We start from the raw sequence: 21,084 nt of genomic DNA, 5'->3' as shown, positions 1-21,084 counted from the left end.
CACCACTCCTATAAGCGAAATTTTGCGATCCCGGCCTGTAGGTCGGCAGCCAGTACGGCCAGGCTTTGGCTGGAGGCGGCAATCTGCTGCATGGCCGCCGATTGCTCTTCGGTAGCGGCCGAAACGTTCTGCGATTCGGCTGCAGTCCTGGCGCTGGCAGTGTCAATTTCCTGAATTGACCGGATCAGGGTGGCGTTGCTGGCATTAATCCGGTTGATAGCGGCCGCCACCTCCTGGACCTGTTGGGCAATGGCCAGAATGGAATCGGCAATACTGCTAAAGCTTTCACCGGTATTGTTGACAAGGGCGATACCGGTTTGAATGCCGCTGGCGCCGTTTTGGGTAATAACAACAACCTCATTAAGATTGGACTCATTTTTTTCGATTAACTGACTAATCTTACGGGCCGCCCGATTGGACTGTTCGGCCAGCTTCCGGACCTCTTCCGCCACGACGGCAAAGCCGCGCCCCTGTTCGCCCGCGCGCGCCGCTTCGATCGCCGCATTTAAGGCCAGCAAATCGGTCTGGCCGGCAATGGAGGCGATAAGGGTAACAATTTCTCTGATCTCCTGGGAGCTTTGCGTTAATTCGCCAATCGTGGCCTGGGTAATGTCTGTGTTTCTGCCAATTTCATTCATCTGGCCTACGGCCTGATCCACAGACTGACGGCCTTGCCTGGCAGCCTCCGCCGTGTCTTCCGCAATATGAGACAGTTCCTGGGTCGCATGCGATATCTGATTTACCTGGTCAGCCATTGCCTGGGACTGGTCAGTGATCTGGCTCACAACAGCGACCTGGTTTTCGGCCGCCTGGGCGATTTCCGTAATCGAACCGGCGACCTGATTAGCGGCATCGGCCGACTGGTGCGCACTGGCCGTTAACTCTTCACTGGAAGCGGCCAGTGCTTCGGACTGGGAAAGAACATTGGTTACCAGGGTCCGCAAACTATCGCGCATTTGCCGGAAACCTTGCGCCAGCTGGCCCACTTCATCCTGACTAAAGACGCTGGCCGGCTGCGCACGCAGATCCCCCCGGGCCAATAGCAGGCATTCGTCCCGCATCAGCGCAATTGGCTTCGTCAGCCTTTTACTGAGCAGGATGATAAACAAGGCGGCTAAAACAACACAAAGCAGGGAGCCGCTCAGCATGGCATAGGTGAAGGTAGTCATAGCCTGCGTGGCTTCAACCGCCGGCGCGGTTACAATCAAAATCCACTGTTGCCCACCCGCTAGCTGGATTGGTGTAAAAACACCGATTCTGGTAACACCGTCAACAAATTTATAGGTTCCCCGCACAGGCTTGCCGGTTTCGGCCGCCGTTGTAAACAGACTGATAAAATGATCGTCAAGCTCGGCTTCTTTGGTATTGAGCGCCGGGTCCAGCTTTTTTTCGGTGAAGCTTATTTTACCGACAAGCTCCGGCAGTTTGGGGTGAATAATGAGTTTGCCGGTTTTGTCGGCAATCGCCCCATAGCCGGTGGTCAGAAACTGCATATCGGCAATCAGTTCCGTCAGTTTCGCCAGCGAAACAGTACCGGTTAACACGCCGGTAAGCTGATCGTTATGCACCAGCGGTACAGCCACATTCACAGCGACCTTGCCGGTGGTTTTGGAAACCAGCACATCAGAAACCACCGTTTTTTGGGTAGCCACAACCTGCCTGAAATATTCCCGTTCGCCCAGTTGGGTAGTCGTGCCGTCCGGGCGCAGGGCGGCGCCGTCGGTGGCAATGTAGGTTACATTCTCCAAATTCCCCAGGCGTTTGGCGCAATCCTGCAGGGCCGCCTGCAACTGCTGCCTGTCGGCCGGATTATATAAGGCTTTGTTTGTTGAAAAAGCCTCCAGCTGCAGTGCCGCTCCCTGCACATAGGACTCAATACGGTTGGAATAATCACTGCCGGTTGCCACTGCATTCTCATCAATGCTTGTTGTCAGGGCTTCTTCGGCCAGGTAATAATTCACCCCCAGCAATAATCCGAAAGTCAGCATGAAAAAAGGCAGTAAGACGAGCAACAGCTTGGTTCTGATACTTGTAATCTTCATAGTAACCTGTCCTTTCATAACATAATATTTTATTATTGATCCTGGTAAAGCTCTGTACTGACTGTCATTTGGCCATTACTGGCGGCGGCAAATGAAAAGACTGCCAGGATGCAGATTGCAACCTGGCAGTCTTGAGCGCAAACAGCTTGTAGACCCACGGCTTTGCGTCCCTATCTTTCGATAAGTTTGCCAACTTAGTATCAACGTATACAGTAATCCATGTTCTCTTTTTAACTTATTTCGAAATTTTTCCGCAAAATCCTGCTAAATTTAGTTAATTACTTTCAAATTCTAACATAAAACGACTTTAGGTAGAACCCGGTTTCAGCCAGTAATCGGGGTCTTTATATTGCTGCTGAATGGCAGCCACTTGTTTCCGGTTGCTGATAAATTCATTTTTGGCCTGAGTCAGCAGTTCCCCATGGGCTGTCATTCCGGCCAGGGAAAAACGCTGCCGGGTCCGGGGGACACAGGTGATGGCAAATTGCCCGTCAGCAACCGCCCATTCACCGCCGGCACCACAGAACACACACCGCCACTTGGCTTTATGCTGAATCTGCAACAGACTGCTGCCGCAATCCGGGCAATATACCTGATCCGGCTCGGCAAAATCTACGACTGTATTATCGGCCAGCGACTTAGCCAGCTTCTTAACGGCGGCCAGTGATGTTGCCTCGGCAGCATCACCGGGCAGGGTAGCCTTGACAAGCAGGGTCCCGCTTACCTGCAAGCCCAGGAAACGGGCAAAATGCATAGTTGCCTCCCGGGCGTACCCCTCCCAGTCTTTTATGCCGTAAGGTATGACAATCACACACTGCTTAGCGGTAAAATACTCAGGGCCATTGTTTAAAATGGATATCAGGCGGTCATTAATCTGTTTTAAGACAGTATGCTGGCCCAGGAAATATACCGGTGCGGCAATAATGATCTTATCGGCGGCCCGGAGCTGATCTAAAAAAAAGTTCAGATCATCATTGAGAATGCATCTTTTCTCCTTCGGCAGACAGGCATAACAGGCCTTACAGCGCTCAATGACCAGATCATTGAGATTGATCATCCCTTTCTCCCAGGTATCTGGCAGCACAGCCAGCATTTCTTTCACGACGATCTCCGAATTGCCAACCCGCCGGGGCGAGGCAACGATCCCTAGTACTCTCATTGCAATTCTCCTGTCAGTAAATTCGCTATTTAATTATTTTATCATTTTATTTTATCCTGTTCTACCATTCCCCTTGTATATCCTAAAAAATTGCTTGACGGATAATCCGGGGATGACTATACTTTGTATTAAGCTTTACAAGTTTACAATATGAAATAACCAGTAAAAGTGATGAGGGAGACAAGCTTGCCGCGGCGTTGCAGAGAACTGACGGATGGTGCGAGTCAGTAACAAACCGGTATAGACTAATCACTCCTGAACTGCAAAGCCCAACGGCCAGTGTTTTTGCGGCCAAGTAAGCTTCGCCGGACTCGGCTCCAACGAGTGCAACCGTTATTTGCTTAGGGTTGTTTGACCTGACGAGAAAACCGCTGTTCATACAGACGGTTAATGAGGGTGGTACCGCGGGATTAATCTCTTGCCCCTTAGATTTATTCTAGGGGATAAGGGATTTTTTTATTGTCCTGCGCGCGGCAGTTTTTCCCTGTTTTAGCATTTATATTTTTTCAGGAGGTCATTATGAGACAAAAGCTACTCAACTCATTACGGCTGGCAAGCGGCCATCATGACCACTGCCGCCTTGGCGGTTGTTGGTATGTTCGCCTGGCTGCCGGTCAGGCCTGAACGCCCGTTAGTCCCCAAGCCGGTGGTGGCGGGCCGGCCCCTGTCTGAGTTATAATAAGCAAAGCAACCAGCCTTGCAAGCAGGCTGGTTGCTTTGCTTACTGCCGCCGGGGGACAGCAATAATATATACATTGTTTACTATATTGCCCGGATTTAAATACTTGGCATCAAACCACATATCCCGGAACCGCCAGGCATTAAAGGAAGAAATTCCGTCCGGGTTGTTGTCAGCCGTCCACTGGACAGCCGGATCGGCAAAGAAGATGGAATCAACACCCCGGGACGGTGATTCGGAGGCGGCATAGTAGCCGGTGACAACCACCCAGTGGCCGCCCCAGTCGATCCACTCCACCAGGGTGGGAATTCCCCGCGCCAGGTTTTCCCGCAGCAGCTCCAGGGTGCCGTCATACCCGAGCGTCACCTCAAAACCGTTGCTCTTTAACCAAGCTTCTATCTGCTGCGGAGGAGTACCGGGGTTTTTATGGCCCAGGCCGCCGGTCCCCATCTCCCGGGCAAGCCGCATTTCCGTGTCATGGTTCATGGCTTCGTCACTTAATATATTATACCAGTGTAACAGCGACATGACAGCCGCCGGACCACAGGTATAGTCAGTTGTTTGCTGATAGCCTTTGACACCCAGGGACAGGTAATAGGGATTGGGTTTCATTTCGTAATAGTTGGCAGCACCGGTTGAGTCTGGACGCGGCAGGGTAGTTACTTCTCCTGCCAGCCGGGCCGTGGTAAGGCAGGCAAGAAAAACCAGGCCAACCAAAATAGTCTTCCAGCGCCCAACATTCACCTGTCTGATAACCATGCAACCCCTCCTTAATTTTATATATGCTTTTGCATATAATTGTAGAAGAGGGCGGCCAAGGGGCGTCAGACCGGAATATTTCTTACACAGCGAATTTATTAACCGCTTCTCTGAGCTCCATTGCCAGTTTAGCCAATACCTGGTTTGACGTTGCAATTTCCTCCATTGATGCCGATTGTTCTTCGGTCGCCGCCGCCACTGTCTGCGCTTCGCCGGCTGTTTTCTTACTCAAGTCATCCATTTGCTGTACCGAACCGACATTTGCCGGCTGCCGTTAGCTATTTGCTTGATGGCGGCAGAGATTTCTCCTATTTGCCCTGATACCTGAGTCACCAGGGCAGTAATTTCCAGAAAAGCCTGGCCGGAGGCGTTAACCACTTCTGCTCCCAGCTTTACTTCGCGTGTTCCTTCATCCATAGCGGTTACGGCTTTGTTGGTATCCTCCTGAATTTCACTGATCAGTGCCGCGATTTTCTTAGCTGCTTCCTGCGACTGTTCAGCTAATTTACGGACTTCTTCGGCGACTACGGCAAAACCCCGGCCCTGCTCACCGGCCCGCGCCGCTTCAATAGCGGCATTAAGTGCCAGCAGGTTGGTTTGCCCGGCAATTCCGGCAATAGTATCTACAATCTGCCCTATTTCTTTCGACCGCTCACCTAAATTAGCGACAACGCCGGCTGAACTATTCACAGTCTGTTCAATATGCGCCATTTGGCTAACTGCTTTATCCACCGATTTATTCCCGGCGGCAGCCTTTTCCCTAGCCTGGGTTGATTGCGCCGCCACTTGATCCACATTAGCGGCGATTTGCTGAATATTATCTGACATCTGTTGTACGACTGCAGAAGTATTGTTTGCTACCTTCAGTTGTTCTTCCATCCTGCTGGAAACATCGGTAATGGAACCGGCTACCTGATTCGCAGCCTGTGACGACTGGTGCGCACCGGCGGTCAATTCCTCGGCCGACGTCGCTACCAGCTCAGACGAAGTGTCAATTTTGCGTACAAGGGTACGCAGATTTTCTACCATGATTTCGAAAGCCCTGGCTAAACGCCCCAGTTCATCCTGGGAATTTACACTAATATTCGTTACGCTGAGATCGCCGCCGGCAACACGGTTGGCCGCGCCTTCCAGTATTTGCAGCGGTCTGGCAATACGCGCAGCGGCAACCAGGATAACAAGAATAGCTGCAATAAGTACTGCAACAATAGTAAGCAATGAAATCCAGGCAAAGGTTCTCAGCTGCGCCCTGGCCTCAGCCGCCGGAACAGTCACGCCAATCGACCAGGAGGTTCCCGTAATTGGCGCATAAGCCAGGTATCTTTCTATTCCCTCATAGTGGTAGCCGGCAATCCCCTTTTCGCCTTGCAGCATCTTGGCCGCAGCCGCCTGTAACGGCGGGGTCGCATGTGGATCATTGTTAATATTAGTTTTGTTTACTATCTCTTTATTGGGATGAACAATAATTGTGCCATCGGTCCGCAGAACATAGGCATAGCCGGTTTGGGCCACCTTTATACCGAGAATGCGTTTTTCCACTTCTTCAATATTGATGGCCCCTGCCAAAATCCCGGCAACGCGGCCATCGGCTTTGATCGGGGTAGCGATAACCACGACCAGCTTGCCGCTTGTCGGCGATATAATCGGGTCGGTAATAAAGGTATTGCCGGCAATCGCACTGGCAAAATACGGCCGGTTGGTTGAGTTGCCGGAGGCACCCCGGGTGTCGATGTAGTCACCGTTGGCATCAGTCCAAAAAATGTTTTCATACAGCTTATTATTGTTAATTTCCGCGCTAATGTAAGCCACCCGGCTTTCACGGCTGCCATTAATCAGCAGGGGCGACCGGGCGATTGCCTCCAGTTCTTTCTTATGCCCCTCAAGCCACATGCCGACTGCTTCCCCATTGGTCTGAGCGGTAAGGGCAAGTTCATTCTCGACATCGTGGGTCAGCATTTTTTGGGATTGCCAGAAGTTAAGCCCTGCCAGCACGCCCAGAGCGATCACAAATAAAGAGATAACTATAGCCGCAAGTTTTGCTTTGATACTTTTCATATTCAACATCTCCATTCGATGTGGTCAGTGATCTTTAGCATACATATGCGCGCTTTGATCACTACCCCTATATCATTGAAAATACCCCAGGCCCCCTTTCGCTGTTCACGCTCTATCGGCTGTGCCTGATCGCCTTTGGTGCTGCTGTGAATAAGCTCCTGCAGGGTAGCACGTAAATAAATCGATAATGCCAGACCTGTCCATGGCAGGCCTGGCATTATCGATTTAGAACCGAATTTGCAACCTGGCAATCATAGGCTTTCCAGCCTTTAGACCCATGGCTTTGCGTCCTTGCCTTTCGACAAGTATGCCGTTATAGGTGCTTACTGTTTATATCGTTTAAAAATTTTAAAAGTTTAGTCATTAAGATGTCTATACTAGTTAAATAGATTATCGTTTTTCTCAATCAGCAGCCTGCGAAATTATCAAAAAATGTCAAACCCCAGTATTTGCCGGCCGGCAAATATGAATTTTCCAGGTAAAGTGAGTACCTTATAACTAGAATTTCCTTGTCCCGGTTTCCAGGAACCGCCTCTTAAGGCGGCCGCTATTCATTGGGCATATTACTAATCGTAAGTTGCCAACGAATGCAAGGGTTGCTCAATGGAGTAATTTGCCTATAAGTATATGATATTTTTCAACTTATTTTTGTTTTGGAGAAAAGTTGATTTTTTTTATCCTTTTTTTAAAATTACAACCTAATTGGAAAATAATAAAAGTTTCACTTTAAAAGAATTTTAAGAACTAATTGTTAAGATAAAGTCGTACCAAACAAGGTACTAAAAACAATTCAGAAAGAGGTTGAAGATATGTTTACTAAAAATAAAACAGTTTTGTCTCTTGCATTAGGATTAGCGATGGTGTACGGTGCCGGCACTATGTCCGCCTTTGCCGCCCCGAATGAGCAGTTACCGGAAAGACCGCCCATTGTTCACAGTCAGGACCAAAATAATCACCCCATCCAACACAAATCAAACTGTGACAAACAACATCCAGTAAATGAACCATGCAACACAAATGGCAAAAAGCCGCTTCCCCCTAAAGATGATCAGGATAAAAAACCGCTATCCAAACAGCACGATAAAAAGAAATCAATCAATCCCGAATTCGAGAATCAACAGGATGTTCCCAAGCGGGACCGATAAACGAAAACAAGAGAAGTGGCTAACCACTTCTCTTGTTTTCGTTTAACAGTGATCCCCGCTTGGCGCCTCCCATTCCCAAAGCCGCTGCCTCCCCTTGGCCGGTACCGGCTCGATTCGGCGCACATTGGCGAGTATCCAGGCATAGCGGCCATGTGTATAATCACCAAACTCAAGTTCATTGCCCATGACCCTCATGTTATTTTCTAAAATAGCGGCAACTCTTTGTTCATTACAGATTTTTAAAGAGGATGTACCTCTAACTTGAAGACAGTCAACTAAATTAGTTATAGCAATCACCGAGCCTAGACGAATATTCAACCAATGTTCAGAAACACAACTTACTCCCAAAGCGGTAATAATAGGCAGGCTATAAAACGCCCTCTTCGTTTCCTTCCCTGCGTGAATCGCAATCCGCCCCCGGTACTTAGTCGACCAGTTCCGTGTCTCGATCTGTTTCGCGCCGCAGGCAATTAGGCTTGCCCACGGCTCCAGGATTGTTATGGCTTTCATTGTTCTCCCTCCAATTCAATTATTACTGCGAGTATGGCTTATCTTATTCATGGAAAAACTAACTTCAACCATTACTCAAAAGAGGTGCATGATGAGCGATCTATATCAAAGCAAAAAAACCGGCAATTCTCCCCGTGTTACCCTTGGTGATCCTAAAGAGGTTTCTAACCAGGAAAGTGCCAAAGAAGTGAATTCGATCAATATGCCACAAATACCGAAAGAAAAATGACGCTATACCGCCTAAAGGCGGTATTTCTTTTTATATCAAAAGCAGCCTTCCGGCAGTATATTCGCTTTGCAACTCGTAATCCTTTATTTGTGCCAATACAATATTGGACAATTTGCCAATAGATCGCTATTAGATTATAATGGTATCAGTATAGGAGGTGCATCCATGTCCAAAAAGAAAAGAATAATTAAATGTGGAACCATTAATCCAAACACTTTAAAGATTGCCGGTAAACCTAATCGGGCCATGACTCCCGCAGTAAAACTGGCGCCTATCTGGGTCGACCGCAAAAACGACTATATGCGTCATAAAGAAAAACAAAAAATCCGCTGTTATTCCGATGATTATGGATACAGCGGATTTTATTTATTTCACCTTCATTGTTTTATACAAACAGGTTGAATGTAATTTGGAACAAACGTTTATAATACTAGCTGCTTGCTGATAATCACAACATACATTTGCGACCAAACGCAGGAATTGGCTGATGACCTGCGGAATCTGTCCCCAAACACGGCCAACCCGGGACAGAGAACCAATATATTGTCCTGTCAAAACTAGGAGGATATTTTTGTCCGGCGCTGTTGCATATAAAAAAGTCCAGCCCTTTACCTTGTCGGTGCCATAGGTACGCGGCAATAGGGGAGTTGTCTTTAAATGCTTATCAGGGCAAAGAGGATAATAAAGCAGAGAGGGTGAAGTAAATAATCTAGAGTATGGGAATTGGGACAGGTGTAAACATGAGCTATAGTGTAATGCTGCCGCAGGCTGAGCTTGTATTTAGGAAACCGCTGCCGGCGGCAATGCTGTTAATGGCGGCAGGCGGCAGACCGCCGGCCGCAGAGTGGTTTCTAAAGATAGCAACAAAGGCTCCTTTATGGTGTATTGACAGCGGTATCCAGATTTGCCGTCAAGCCGGTATAACACCGGCACGGATCATCGGTGACGGCGACAGCGCCAGCCCGGCGGCGTGGACCTGGGGTAAGAGCCTGGGCGTCCCGGTGGAGGTCTATCCTGCCGATAAGGATTATACCGATTTTCAGCTGGCTTTACTTCGAGCCCGGGATATGCACGGTCCGGCCACTGCCGTTGTCACCGGTGTCTGGGGCGGACGGTTTGACCATGCTTTTAGCAACATCCAATCCTTAGCCGGTTGGGAAGCACTTGGCGGCAAAGGTATTGCCGCCGATGAGTCTGAAGTCTTGTTTTTTATCGCAGACCAGGATACAGTAAGAATCAAAGCTGATGCTATGCCTGACATCATATCCCTGATTTCCCTGTCAGACTGCTGCTTAGGGGTTACGATTGACGGTGTGCGCTGGCCTTTGCAAAAAACCGAACTCCAGCGGAATCTGCCCTACGCAATTAGTAACCAGCCACTGGGCGATTGCCAGGAAGTAACGGTAGCGGTGACGGCAGGCTTGTTGGGCATTTATCTACAATGGCAGCATGATAAATAAGAACAAAACTTACAAAACTTATAAATTACTTGTCGGTTAAACAAAATAATGTTATAATGGAATAAAATACCAAATGTGCTAGGGGTGCCTACGGGCTGAGAGATGAAATCAGATTTCATTAACCCTTAACCTGACCTGGGTAATGCCAGCGTAGGGAAGCGACTTGACGCAATAGGAAAGCCGCAGTCCAGCAAAGGCCTGCGGCTTAAAATTATTTTCAAAATGGGGGTACGAGGTATGAAAGGCAACTTGCCGGACAACATAGCAACGATTGCAGCAAGCCCGACTACACTATTGACGTTGGGAGGAGTCATTTTGTTAGTCGTAGCGCTGCTGAGAATGAAGCAGGTAACATTCAACGCCAGGCTGATGTCCCATATCGGGCTGGCGCTGGCTCTGGCCGCCATCCTGCACGCGTTTAAGCTATACCATATGCCGCAGGGAGGCAGCGTAACTCTTGGCAGTATGATCCCGATCCTGCTTATGGCCTTCTTTTACGGGCCTGAGGTTGGGTATCTTACCGGGTTTTTATTTGGCTTGATTAATTTGATCCAGGATCCCTTTATCCTGCACCCGGTCCAGGTGTTGTTTGACTATCCGCTGCCCTTTATGGCTTTAGGGCTGGCAGGATATTTCAAAGGCCGGTATCTGGCGGGAACCGCCGTCGGTATTATAGGCCGGTTTATATTCCATTATATTTCCGGGATCGTGTTTTTTGCCAGTTATGCGCCGCCGACGGTATCGCCATATCTGTATTCCTTCTTATTTAATGCAAGCTATCTAAGTATGGAATGCATTATTTGCGTAATCATCATACGAATGCTGCCTATTGAACGGATTGAAATGACCATTAGGCGGCAGTCACTGGTTAGCGACCATGTTAAAGATACGAAAGTATAACCTGATTCATATATAAACTTCGTACTGTCCCTCGGCCGGAGGGACAGTTTTTATTACACGGACACAGGCTATTGTTTTCGCTTGTTGGCGAAAAATACAATTACCGCGGGAACAAACGCGGGGACAGGGGGGCACTCGTTTCATTTGTCACTTTCGTAAACCAAAGCCTCCACCTGGTTTAATATATAATATCAGGCGGAGGCGCTAGTGGTCTGACTACATTGAAAGCGTAAAAGAATTCGCGGGGATTTTTTGCAAGGCGAGGCGGAGGACGCTAACTGATTCAGTAAGATCTGCTTTAATAAGGCCGGTAGGTGATGGGTCTCTTATTACTTGCGCGGGCCGCGCCTATCGGACACAGGTAAGGTGACGACAACGCAGCAGTGCGGGAAAAGCTGCGCAAACTATCCTTGGTTTTGAGGGAGACGAAGTACTAGTCTGCGTCCGAAAGAATTACAATACTTGTCCTAGCACTACGGCCATTTTGGTAGAAGTAGAAAGGCCGTGCTGTTTGATAATATCAGTTATTTTATTCGAAAACCAATTAATATGGCCAAAGAATGCCGTATCTACATTTTGAATGGCTAATATTATTATTTCTTCATCCAGGGTACGCCTATAAAACGCAGCATAGCCGGCCATAAATAACTGAATTGAAGATAATAGAATCATCAGCATAATATAACCAAAGGCCGAGCCATTAAAAAAATATATGTTAGTAGTCATAAAGTTAACTAAATAGTTCTCTAATATATAGGCATATTGGTCATATTCTCTACCAATAAACGTTTCCTTAGTATTTTTGAATGCCGCCAAGGAAAAAGTTTTATCATCTATAATGGAACGAATTTTCCGTAGGCTATCGATGTATTGTTCGGTATAATCATTATCTGCTTCATATGTTCTACTGATAATAATTTCGTGCAAGATTCCTAAGGAATCCTTTAGACTCGGTTCTGAGAAATTTATAGTTTCGGTATATTCACTCATGCGCAGGGATTCTTCACCGAGAATGAGTAAACGTTTTTTTAATGACAGGCATCTATTTTGCAAGCCGTTTATGGCCCTCGGTAAAAACTCAAAGTATTGTTTTATGCGTTGTATGTCATATTCATCTGTAGAGGAAAGTTCGTAGTGATAAATATTGGGATGTATTAACCCCTTAATCTTCTCGTCACTGAAAGTGATTTTATTTTGGCTGATAATTGTTTTAATGGCTTCACGGCAAACAAAGATTAGCGAAGCTTCAATTCCCCGTGTACTTAAGCCGATGATTCGCGGATAGGTTTTACAGGCGTCAGGCAAATACTCGTAACCATACTGCAAATTTATATCGCATAAATTATTTTTATTTAAAAATGAACATTGATTGCCAGTACATTTCAACTGTCTTACCTGATTTTGGCTTGTAATTATATTGCTTTTAATATCGTCCATGCCCTCGTTGGTTATTTTTTCAAAAGTGACTTCATCCAATTCAAGATAGGAATCCCATACTTTATTTCTATAACAACAGTAGCCGCAGGCACGGCACCTGAAGGCTCTAACATGCGAACCAATCATAGTTCCTCCTCTGTATCTGCGCCCAAACATACACAACCATCCATTGTCATTATAACACAGAGACAGGGACACAGGGGTAAGTAGCCCGGAGGAGTTCCACCCCCAGGCTCTCTCAGAACCGTACTTGAGCCTCTCGACTCATACGGCTCCCATCATCTAATCATTGGAATAATTCCCATTTGCCAGTGGCTAAAAAGACTAGGTTCACACTGCGCTATTTTTTGCCAACCAGTTTTGCGCTTGCTTTGGGCGGCCATTGACTCGCTTGTACTTCTTTGTTACCCATCTAATTAAGCCCTGGTTTAATTTTCGCAGGATTGGATACATCGCAGACCTGTAGAAGCGGCCATAGTAGTTAACCCAGCCTCTAATTACTGGATTTACTACTTTGGCTATATCCGCAAGTTCTTTATCGGTTTTCCGGTGAAGTTTCCACCCGCGTATCGTCTGATGCATGGCTTTGCTTGCTTTCCTGCTGACTGCTGGTAAAAAGTTAAGAAACCGCTCTCCCTCTCTTGTTTGAGCGCTTCTTGGCCGAAAGGTGTATCCTAGAAAATCGAATGTTGTTTCCTGATTATTCCCTGTACGTTTATTGTCTTTGCAATAAATAATCTTCGTCTTATCTGGATGAAGTTCAAGTCCGCATTCTCTGAATCGCTGGTCTAGTTTACCGAGTAGCTTTTCTGCCTCTTCTTTGGTTTTGCAGTGGATTATTCCATCATCTGCATATCTTGCCCATGGATTTTGTGGATTGTTTCGCGCCATCCATTTATCAAATGCATAATGCAAAAATAGGTTCGCTAGTACCGGACTAATTACCCCGCCTTGTGGCGTTCCCGCTTTTCTCACCATTATTTTTCCATCTGCTGTTTTCCAATGGGCTTGCTAACCATCTCCTGATGTACAATATTATCCACTTACAATCCGTATGTCTCGTTACTGCCCGCATGAGTAGCTCATGGTCTATCGCGTCAAATAATGCCTTGATATCATACTCCAATACCCAATCGTATTTCCAACATCTCTGTCTGGTTATCGCTATTGCATCTATAGCCGATTTCCCTGGTCTGTAGCCATACGAATCCTGACAGAAATGTGGTTCTACCATGGGTTCCAAGTATATTTTCACGACCATTTGTGCTATTCTGTCGCTTACACTCGGTATTCCTAGCATTCTTTTCCCGCCACTCTTTTTCGGTATTTCTACCGCTCTGACTGGCGGTGGAAAGTAGCTTCCAGAGGACATTCTGTTCCACAGCTTATACAGGTTATCTGCCAGGTTTTCTTCAAATCCTTCTATGGATTGCCCATCAACACCGGCTGACCCCTTGTTCGCTTTTACCTGTTCGTATGCTTGTTTTACTGCTTCTCGGGGAATTACAAACGATTTTGTTTTGTCCATTAGTTCCTCCCTATTGGTTGACCAATTTTCAAAACCAGATAACATAGCTCCTTCGCTCTGCTTTCATTACAAAAGTTTCCTCACTACTACGAGCTATTCCGCCCCTATACCCCGCATCCGTACTTTCCTCCTTGCGGGGTCTCCGCTTGGAGTTTTCCTTTCTCATCAGGGTCGTAGGTTCCCACGTTCCTAACTAAAGCCTGTACCACATTCACGCCGCCTCTATACCGGTCGCCCTCTGGTCGGTAATCAGGTTTCCTCCAGACTCTTCCCAGGATACCTGTCTGCTCCTGGTTTTGACGACTCCTGCAAGTTTCGATACTTCAACAGCGGTTCATTTTTATTCGTCTCCATTGGCACTTACCTGACAAACTCTCAGTTCGCCTTTTCCGTAACGCTCACTACCATGGCTTTTGTCCACAGCAGCTTACGGTGGTTTGAGTCCTCCACCTGAATGGCGGTTCGGAGGACCTTCCTCCATCTCTAGTTAAGCTTAGCGATGCTTGTTGTTCTCAACCATCGCCTTCGTGGCGCACGACAGGTTCCTTGTCCCATCAATTCTCCTTATAAGCTATCTAGCTAGAAAACGTAAAAGCATTGTTCCACGCCAATGGCCAAGCTTCTCCCTGGCATCGGCTATGCTCCTGTACTACCATAATTTTGACTAACAAGTTCATAAGCTTCATTGGTCAGGTTATAGCCTTTTAAGTAAACCTGCGTATCCTTTGTCGCTTGATAACGAACGTTCATATCCAAGGTTAGATACGAATCTGAGGTATATGTTTTCGTGCCGCGCCCAGTTACTGCCAGCATCCCTTTTGCAATAAAGCGGAATTTCTGTTGACCAAGGCAGCAGGTTTTCTACGTCAAGAGGTTCGCGTCCCCTGCGCAAAACAAGCGCCGGCGCCGACGTTGATTCTCCCGCTTAAACAGGCTGATTCAGCAAAAAAACTTGTTCGCATCAGTTGTTCCCCTGCCTGTTTTCATAGCTTATGCGATAAACGGCGTTCGATCGGTCGTCCGAAACCAGGAGCGCTCCGTCCGGCATGACCAGAACATCTACCGGCCGGCCCCAGGCGTTGATCGCTTGCAGCCAGCCTTCGGCAAAACCTTCATAGCTGACCGCCTTGCCTGCTTGCAGGCGCACTAAACTAATTCTGTAGCCGGTCGGTGCCGTCCGGTTCCAGGAACCGTGTTCGGCAATAAAGATTTGGTTGCGGTATTCTGCCGGAAACATGGTGCCCGTATAGAACCGCATCCCTAAAGCAGCCACATGCGCGCCAAGCTTCAGGGCCGGCCCGGTAAAAGCGGCACTGTCCGGGCGCTGGCTGAATTCAGGGTCGGGAACATTATCGCCGTAATAGTACGGATAGCCGAAATGTATTCCCGGGCGGGGAGCATGGTTAAGCTCATCGGGCGGCAGGTCGTCGCCAAGCCAGTCGCGCCCGTTATCGGTGAACCACAATTCCTGCGTAGCCGGATGCCAGTCAAAGCCTACCGTGTTGCGGACCCCCTGAGCAAATACTTCCAGCCCTGAACCATCCGGATTCATCCGCATAATACTGGCAAAGTGCTCACCCTGGCTTGCGCAGATGTTGCAGGGCGCGCCTACCGGCACATACAGTTTCCCGTCAGGCCCAAGGGCCATAAATTTCCAGCCGTGGTGCCGCTCCTGCGGCAACCTGTCGGTAACCACCACCGGCGCCGGCGGCTGCCGCAAATTGGTCATGATATTGTCATACCGCAGAATCCGGCTGATTTCGGCGACATAAAGCGCACCGCCGCCATAGGCGACTCCGTTCGGCGTGTCCAGGTTCTCGGCAACTGTAATAACCGCAACGGCAGACCCATCGCCTTTCTCGTCAACCAATGCATACACGCGCCCCGCATTGCGCGATCCGACAAAAACAATGCCGTTATCGCCCAGCGTCAGCGACCGCGCGCCTTCAACCCCGCTGGCATACACGTCTATACGAAATCCCGGCGGCAACTGAATTTGCTCGACATTGGACTGCGCCTTGCCGCAGCCGGCAGCAGCAAGCAACAAAAACAACACACTGAGCACACTGACTATACGATGTCTCTTCGCCACGTTGCAACCTCCCGGTATTTTGTCTTTTGTGAGAACAATAGGGACAGCCATTTCCGTCAACGGTTCTCATAACCCCATGTGAGATGCCGATTATCTCCATTTGATCAATTAATAAAAGCGGGCCATGGCTCACTGCTACCGGTAACGACATGCCCTAGTCAGCTTTGCGCATTAGGGCAATTTGTTCACTGCCTTTGGCAAATATTTTTAATTCCGCTTCGCCGTGTACTATGAGGTCTTCCAGCTCAGCTTTTTCAGCCTCAAAACAAGTTTGTATTTCTGCTATTGCCGCCTCCGCCTTTTTACGTTTCCGCTCAATGTCCTGACGCCTGCGTTCAATATCCTGTTGACGTAGCAGCAGCTCGGCTTTCTCCTTAGCCTCTTGGGTAAAGCGGGCAGAGCCGGTTAATACACCCTCGTGGCCGGTGTATACATCCAATAAATCAATGCCCTGGTCGGTAAGGACAAACTCTCTGATCTGATTAGAGTGAGCCATGCCGCGGGATTTTAAGATATAGAGGCCGCGATTGCGCTCGCCGCCAAGCTCGATATCGCGCAACGCGATCCAGGTATCAGCCAACGAGGATATGCCAACCTTGGTTAGCTCGATACTATTTACTGTTGATAATTCCAGTAAGATGACGGTGATTTGCTTGTGCTTAAGGAAATCAAGCAGCCGGGTAAGCATACTTTTGACAGCCTTGGCGCTCCCCATCGAGACCAGGTCTGACATGGAATCCACTATGACCAGACGCGGATTAAATTCGGTAATTGTTTTATACATTGTTACCAGATGCATTTCCAGGCCAAAGCAGGTTGGCCTGGCTGCCAAAAATTGCAGCAGCCCCTTATCCACCCATTGCTGCAAATCTATCCCCACCGACCTGATATTGCGAATGATTTGATTGGGTGATTCTTCCAGGGCGAAATATAAGCTCTTCTCACCCCGGCCACAGGCGGCATGGACCGCGTGCGCAGACAAAGTCGTCTTCCCCGTCCCTGCGGTCCCGGAAATCAGGACACTGCTGCCAACATAAAAGCCATCGGCACCAAGCATGGTATCTAACCGCGCAACGCCGCTGGAAATTCGGTCTGTGGAAGCAACCGCATCAAGTTCTACCGAAGTTATCGGCATAATACAAATGCCATGCTCATCAATGAGGAAAGGATATTCATTGGTCCCGTGGGCAGAACCACGGTATTTCATAATACTTAAATGCCGGGTTGAGATGTTGTCAATAACCTTATGATCCAGCACGATCACACAGTCGGAAACATATTCCTCGATCCCATGACGCGTCAGAGCATCCGTTCCCCGCTCACCGGTTATTATCGTCGTAACCCCTTTTTCCTTCAACCAGTGAAATAGCCGGCGAAGCTCGGCCCGCAACAGTTTCGTATCGCTCAAACAGGAAAACAGGGCTTCGATGGTGTCAAGGACGACCCGTTTGGCGCCGATAGCGTTTATGGCGGAATCAAGACGTACGAAAAGCCCTGCCAAATCATATTCACCGTTTTCGACAATTTTACTTTTGCCAATAAATACATGATCCAGGCGGATTTTGTTTTGTTCGGCAAGCTCATTCAAATCCAAGCCAAGCGAGGCAAAATTCTCGGCAAGCTCGGCCTCGTTTTCTTCAAACGACATAAAGACTCCTGGCTCGTTATACAAAACTGCGCCATTTACAAGAAATTGCATAGCAAACAGCGTCTTGCCGCAACCGGCCGCGCCGCAAACAAGCGCCGCCCGCCCCCGCGGCAAACCGCCATACGTAATTTCGTCGAAGCCCTTAATACCGGTTGGTATTTTTTGCAAACACTGATCCCTTTGAATAACAGTTGATTCCATAAACTACTCCTTGTTTTTTAAAAATTCTTCCGCCGTCCTGGCATCTACAGGCGGGGAATACAGAAATCCCTGGGTAAAATCACACCGGCACTCTTTGAGGATATTGACCTGTTCGGTATTTTCCACCCCTTCAGCCACAACCCTCAGGCCAAGATTGTGCGCCAGGGATATGATTGCCTTAACCAGGCTAATATCACTCTCTTTGCGTTGCAGATTAGCGATGAAGCTTTTATCGATTTTTAATATCTGGATAGGCAAACTGTTGAGATAGCTTAAGGATGAATAGCCAGTCCCAAAGTCATCCTGAACAATACCTACCCCTATTTTTTTCAATGCTTCCAGTTTGTCTATTGCTTTTATATCCCCATTGATCATCAGGCTTTCCGTAATCTCAAGCTCCAGGTAGCAGGCCTCCAACCCGGTCTCTTGCAAAATAGTAATTACCTGCTCCACAAAGCAATCCTGCTCTAACTCTCTAGGCGATATGTTCACTGAAACCGGAATTCGCGGCAGACCTTTATTCTGCCATTCTTTGTTTTTCTGACAGGCATGCCTTAACATCCATTTGCCATATTGATGAATTAAACGGTTTTCCTCGGCAAGGGGGATAAACTGACTGGGCGGAACGTTGCCTAATTGTTTGCTATGCCAGCGCAGCAAAGCCTCCATCCCCCGTAAAGCCCCTGTTCCAATGTCAAACTGGGGTTGAAAAAAAACCGACAACTCATTTTGCTGTAAGGCTTCCCGCAAGTATCCCTCCATGCAGGCTCTTTTCATAACTTCTTCTCGCATGGAATCGTCGAAAAGGCAGCATTTGTTTTTTCCCTGGGCTTTTGATTTATACATCGCCGTATCTGCGTTTTTCAGCAGTTCCTCTTCGGTGTGTCCATGATGCGGATAGATTGCAATCCCCATGCTGGCGCTTAACACATGCGTTGTATTATTTATGGTAAAAGGCTGGCTGGCGACTTGGATTAACCTGCGCCCTAACGCATCAGCTTCCTTAATGTCTGACTTTATATGCATAAAAACCGCAAATTCATCGCCTCCCATACGGGACAAAGTATCCGCTTCCCGGATACTTCGCTGGAAGCGAATACCAATATCTTTGAGTAACAAATCTCCTGCTTCATGGCCCATCGTATCATTAACTCTTTTAAAATTGTCAAGATCAATAAATATGACCGCTAACTTATCATCCGATCTTTCTGCCTCTCTTATGGCTGCGCCAAGCTTGTCCATAAATAAAGTCCGGTTGGGAAGATCAGTTAAGCTGTCAAAGTATGCCATCCGGGTAATAATTTCCTCTTTTCTCTTGACCGTGATCTCGGCATCTTTTTGCGCCGTGAGATCGGCAAACAGCATACAGACAATCTTACTCCCGTTCCAATCCAAGCGGCTGGCCGAGACTAGTACCGGTATGTTATCCTTTGCATCTGTAAACAGATTTATTTCCCGCCGCAGGTTCCGTTGTCCATTTTTCAAAAAACTTTCTATTTCGGCGCTGGCAGGGCTGGTAATCATATTGGTAATGGCAGTTCCGACCATCCCCTCCGGCTTGTTCCCCAGCATATTGGCAAATGCCTTGTTATAGAAAAGAATAAACCCATCTTCATCAAGTGTCACAAATCCTTCCAGCATTTCCTCGACAATAATGCGGTATATATGATCGTCCTCCACATTGTGATAGGTATGATCACCTTCATTCAGTATGCACAGAACCTTTTCCGTATCCGACAGATCACCGATTATTTTCATACTAGGGGGTGGATAACACTTGACTAAAGTAGGTATTGCCAAAATTTTATCTTGCTTGGCTTTCTCAGGGTGGATTTCTAAATCACAAATTTCTATAAAAAATTTCCCGTTTAGGTTATTCTCGCTAATTTTCCGGAGATTAGCCAACGCGTTTACGGATTTCTGTGACTGGCCGAATATATATAATTTTAGTATCCCGATTTCTTCCATGGACTGATCAGCATGCATATTCATTGTTGCGTTCACGCTAGAGATTCATCCTTTCAACAGACCGTTCAGCCCACATAACGCAGCAAGCAAACACCTTAGGAGGCCAAAACCAACTACGAATAGACCACAGATGATACCGTACGTTTACATTATCCCGGCTTGCTTGCATAAATTAGCCATTCGTCCATCTCCGCATTCCTTTTGGCCGGCAAATTTATGCCTATACAAACAAAATCAGTACCAATTTATGCGTGATGGTACTGATTGCTGGGAAAATTATCTACTTGACGCTGGTCAGGTCAGGTTCTTGTTTTATACCATCCTGAAATTTACATAGCATTCAGCATAATCTCTCATATCAAATTTAAAAGGGTTATCCTTGTTACGTTTATTTAACTAAACTTTTAACTGACGGCAGCCGGTTGTAATTCTTCCGCCATTTTGATTAAATGCTGGCTTGCTGAAGCAATTTTTCAGTGGATGCAGATGTCCTCTATTGCTGCATCTATTTTGTTATGTAATATTTCGTCAAAATACAACAAAAACCTTTTTTTATTTCACTTTTGGCAAGAATCTGTTTGCTCCCGCTTCAGCCACCAAAATAACTCCGGGGGAACGGTTCGAAACCACTGAACAAGCCGATAAAATGAACGAGTCCCCTCAACTATGAAAAATATAGCTGAATGTACTTGCCGGATTGGAGGCTGAAAAAAATCTGCCGGACACCGATAATTAAAAACGCCTAAAACATCTTGTACCAGGCAAAAACCCGGGATGCTGCAGGCGTCTTTTTGTGTATTTGCTTGCGGGTCTACTGTCAACTATAGATCTCTTCCCCAGCAACCTCACAGTCCATTCTTTTTCAGCTGCCACTTACTCCCGTTTTTCCTCCATAGCTTCCCGGGCATAGCGCTTGGCTTCATCGAGTTCCTGCTGTGTGAGCATTGAATTGCGCAGTTTACTGACTCTTTTACCGAGATGTTCATTGAGAAAGCGAAAGGTAGGCGATTTTGCCTCCAGTTCGTCCTTCATGAAGCGGATACACCCGTGACATTCGGGATTGCGCACCACATGTTTTCGGGCATCGATCCCATGCCACCAGGCCATGCTGCGCATACCCAGCAGTAGTGGCTCCCGAATCAGCCGGAACCACCAATGCTGTTCATAACACCACTTAGCAAGCCGGGACGCGCAATTTTTGCAAACTATCGGCGATAGTTCCTGTTGTCTCATAGTCAAATTCTTCTTTCTCTACGAATACCCATTCACAGT

General features: G+C 47.5%; 18 protein-coding genes, 1 pseudogene and 3 riboswitches. Of the genes and pseudogenes, 5 read left to right on the top strand and 14 right to left on the bottom strand.

Going from position 1 to position 21,084, the window contains the following annotated elements; genetic code table 11:
• Nucleotides 1–8 precede the first annotated feature (8 nt).
• The 5 genes from SPTER_RS05565 to SPTER_RS25255 form a co-directional block, all read right to left on the bottom strand.
• The gene (locus SPTER_RS05565) at nt 9–2,042 is read right to left on the bottom strand and encodes a methyl-accepting chemotaxis protein (RefSeq protein WP_144349415.1); all 2,034 of its coding nucleotides are present in this window, start codon (nt 2,040–2,042) and stop codon (nt 9–11) included.
• Nucleotides 2,043–2,155: 113 nt separating this feature from the next.
• Nucleotides 2,156–2,243, bottom strand: a riboswitch (cyclic di-GMP riboswitch).
• 106 nt (nt 2,244–2,349) lie between these two features.
• The gene (locus SPTER_RS05560; protein ID WP_144349414.1) at nt 2,350–3,201 is read right to left on the bottom strand and encodes a flavodoxin family protein; all 852 of its coding nucleotides are present in this window, start codon (nt 3,199–3,201) and stop codon (nt 2,350–2,352) included.
• Between the two features lie 721 nt (nt 3,202–3,922).
• The gene (locus tag SPTER_RS05555) at nt 3,923–4,639 is read right to left on the bottom strand and encodes a peptidase C39 family protein (protein WP_144349413.1); all 717 of its coding nucleotides are present in this window, start codon (nt 4,637–4,639) and stop codon (nt 3,923–3,925) included.
• Nucleotides 4,640–4,721: 82 nt separating this feature from the next.
• Nucleotides 4,722–4,880: a hypothetical protein gene (locus SPTER_RS25260; RefSeq protein WP_246105496.1), complete on the bottom strand. Its 159-nt coding sequence runs from the start codon at nt 4,878–4,880 to the stop codon at nt 4,722–4,724.
• Nucleotides 4,868–6,694 (bottom strand): methyl-accepting chemotaxis protein, encoded by a 1,827-nt coding sequence (locus SPTER_RS25255; RefSeq protein WP_246105495.1) that lies wholly within the window; start codon nt 6,692–6,694, stop codon nt 4,868–4,870. Before SPTER_RS25255 ends, SPTER_RS25260 begins: the two co-directional genes overlap by 13 nt.
• Nucleotides 6,695–6,929: 235 nt before the next feature.
• Nucleotides 6,930–7,016: riboswitch (cyclic di-GMP riboswitch) on the bottom strand.
• A 487-nt stretch (nt 7,017–7,503) separates the two neighbouring features.
• Between SPTER_RS25255 and SPTER_RS05545 the strand changes: the two genes are divergently transcribed.
• Nucleotides 7,504–7,839, top strand: coding sequence for a hypothetical protein (locus tag SPTER_RS05545; protein ID WP_144349412.1), 336 nt, complete (start codon nt 7,504–7,506; stop codon nt 7,837–7,839).
• A gap of 42 nt (nt 7,840–7,881) precedes the next feature.
• Here SPTER_RS05545 and SPTER_RS05540 read toward each other — a convergent pair whose 3' ends face one another.
• Nucleotides 7,882–8,349, bottom strand: coding sequence for an ASCH domain-containing protein (locus SPTER_RS05540; protein WP_144349411.1), 468 nt, complete (start codon nt 8,347–8,349; stop codon nt 7,882–7,884).
• Between the two features lie 49 nt (nt 8,350–8,398).
• Between SPTER_RS05540 and SPTER_RS05535 the strand changes: the two genes are divergently transcribed.
• From SPTER_RS05535 to thiT, 4 genes are all read left to right on the top strand, one after another.
• The gene (locus SPTER_RS05535; protein WP_170233163.1) at nt 8,399–8,578 is read left to right on the top strand and encodes a hypothetical protein; all 180 of its coding nucleotides are present in this window, start codon (nt 8,399–8,401) and stop codon (nt 8,576–8,578) included.
• Nucleotides 8,579–8,743: 165 nt separating this feature from the next.
• Nucleotides 8,744–8,980 (top strand): hypothetical protein, encoded by a 237-nt coding sequence (locus SPTER_RS05530; protein ID WP_144349409.1) that lies wholly within the window; start codon nt 8,744–8,746, stop codon nt 8,978–8,980.
• 338 nt (nt 8,981–9,318) lie between these two features.
• Complete coding sequence (locus tag SPTER_RS05525; RefSeq protein ID WP_144352765.1) at nt 9,319–10,038, top strand: thiamine diphosphokinase; 720 nt, start codon at nt 9,319–9,321, stop codon at nt 10,036–10,038.
• A gap of 70 nt (nt 10,039–10,108) precedes the next feature.
• A riboswitch (TPP riboswitch) is annotated at nt 10,109–10,212 on the top strand.
• A gap of 165 nt (nt 10,213–10,377) precedes the next feature.
• Entirely contained in the window at nt 10,378–10,938 is a 561-nt protein-coding gene (gene thiT / locus SPTER_RS05520; RefSeq protein WP_425474358.1) for an energy-coupled thiamine transporter ThiT, read from the top strand.
• A 453-nt stretch (nt 10,939–11,391) separates the two neighbouring features.
• Here the strand turns inward: thiT and fliB are convergent, their stop codons facing one another.
• From fliB to SPTER_RS05485, 8 genes and pseudogenes are all read right to left on the bottom strand, one after another.
• Complete coding sequence (gene fliB, locus SPTER_RS05515) at nt 11,392–12,501, bottom strand: flagellin lysine-N-methylase (protein ID WP_170233162.1); 1,110 nt, start codon at nt 12,499–12,501, stop codon at nt 11,392–11,394.
• Nucleotides 12,502–12,705: 204 nt separating this feature from the next.
• Entirely contained in the window at nt 12,706–12,957 is a 252-nt protein-coding gene (locus SPTER_RS25250; protein WP_246105602.1) for a group II intron maturase-specific domain-containing protein, read from the bottom strand.
• Nucleotides 12,958–13,098: 141 nt separating this feature from the next.
• Nucleotides 13,099–13,675, bottom strand: a pseudogene (locus SPTER_RS25245) (reverse transcriptase domain-containing protein); the annotation flags it as partial.
• A gap of 864 nt (nt 13,676–14,539) precedes the next feature.
• Entirely contained in the window at nt 14,540–14,716 is a 177-nt protein-coding gene (locus tag SPTER_RS05505; RefSeq protein ID WP_144349406.1) for a TonB-dependent receptor, read from the bottom strand.
• 148 nt (nt 14,717–14,864) lie between these two features.
• Nucleotides 14,865–15,995, bottom strand: a complete 1,131-nt coding sequence (locus SPTER_RS05500; RefSeq protein ID WP_211367485.1) for a PQQ-dependent sugar dehydrogenase — start codon at nt 15,993–15,995, stop codon at nt 14,865–14,867.
• Nucleotides 15,996–16,149: 154 nt separating this feature from the next.
• Complete coding sequence (kaiC, locus tag SPTER_RS05495) at nt 16,150–17,844, bottom strand: circadian clock protein KaiC (protein ID WP_144349404.1); 1,695 nt, start codon at nt 17,842–17,844, stop codon at nt 16,150–16,152.
• 3 nt (nt 17,845–17,847) lie between these two features.
• Nucleotides 17,848–19,848, bottom strand: a complete 2,001-nt coding sequence (locus SPTER_RS05490; RefSeq protein WP_144349403.1) for an EAL domain-containing protein — start codon at nt 19,846–19,848, stop codon at nt 17,848–17,850.
• Nucleotides 19,849–20,685: 837 nt separating this feature from the next.
• The gene (locus SPTER_RS05485; RefSeq protein WP_144349402.1) at nt 20,686–21,045 is read right to left on the bottom strand and encodes a nitroreductase; all 360 of its coding nucleotides are present in this window, start codon (nt 21,043–21,045) and stop codon (nt 20,686–20,688) included.
• Between the last annotated feature and the right edge of the window lie 39 nt (nt 21,046–21,084).

Source organism: Sporomusa termitida (genome assembly GCF_007641255.1).
Lineage (GTDB): Bacteria > Bacillota > Negativicutes > Sporomusales > Sporomusaceae > Sporomusa > Sporomusa termitida.
This window is presented reverse-complemented; position numbering and strand designations above follow the sequence as displayed.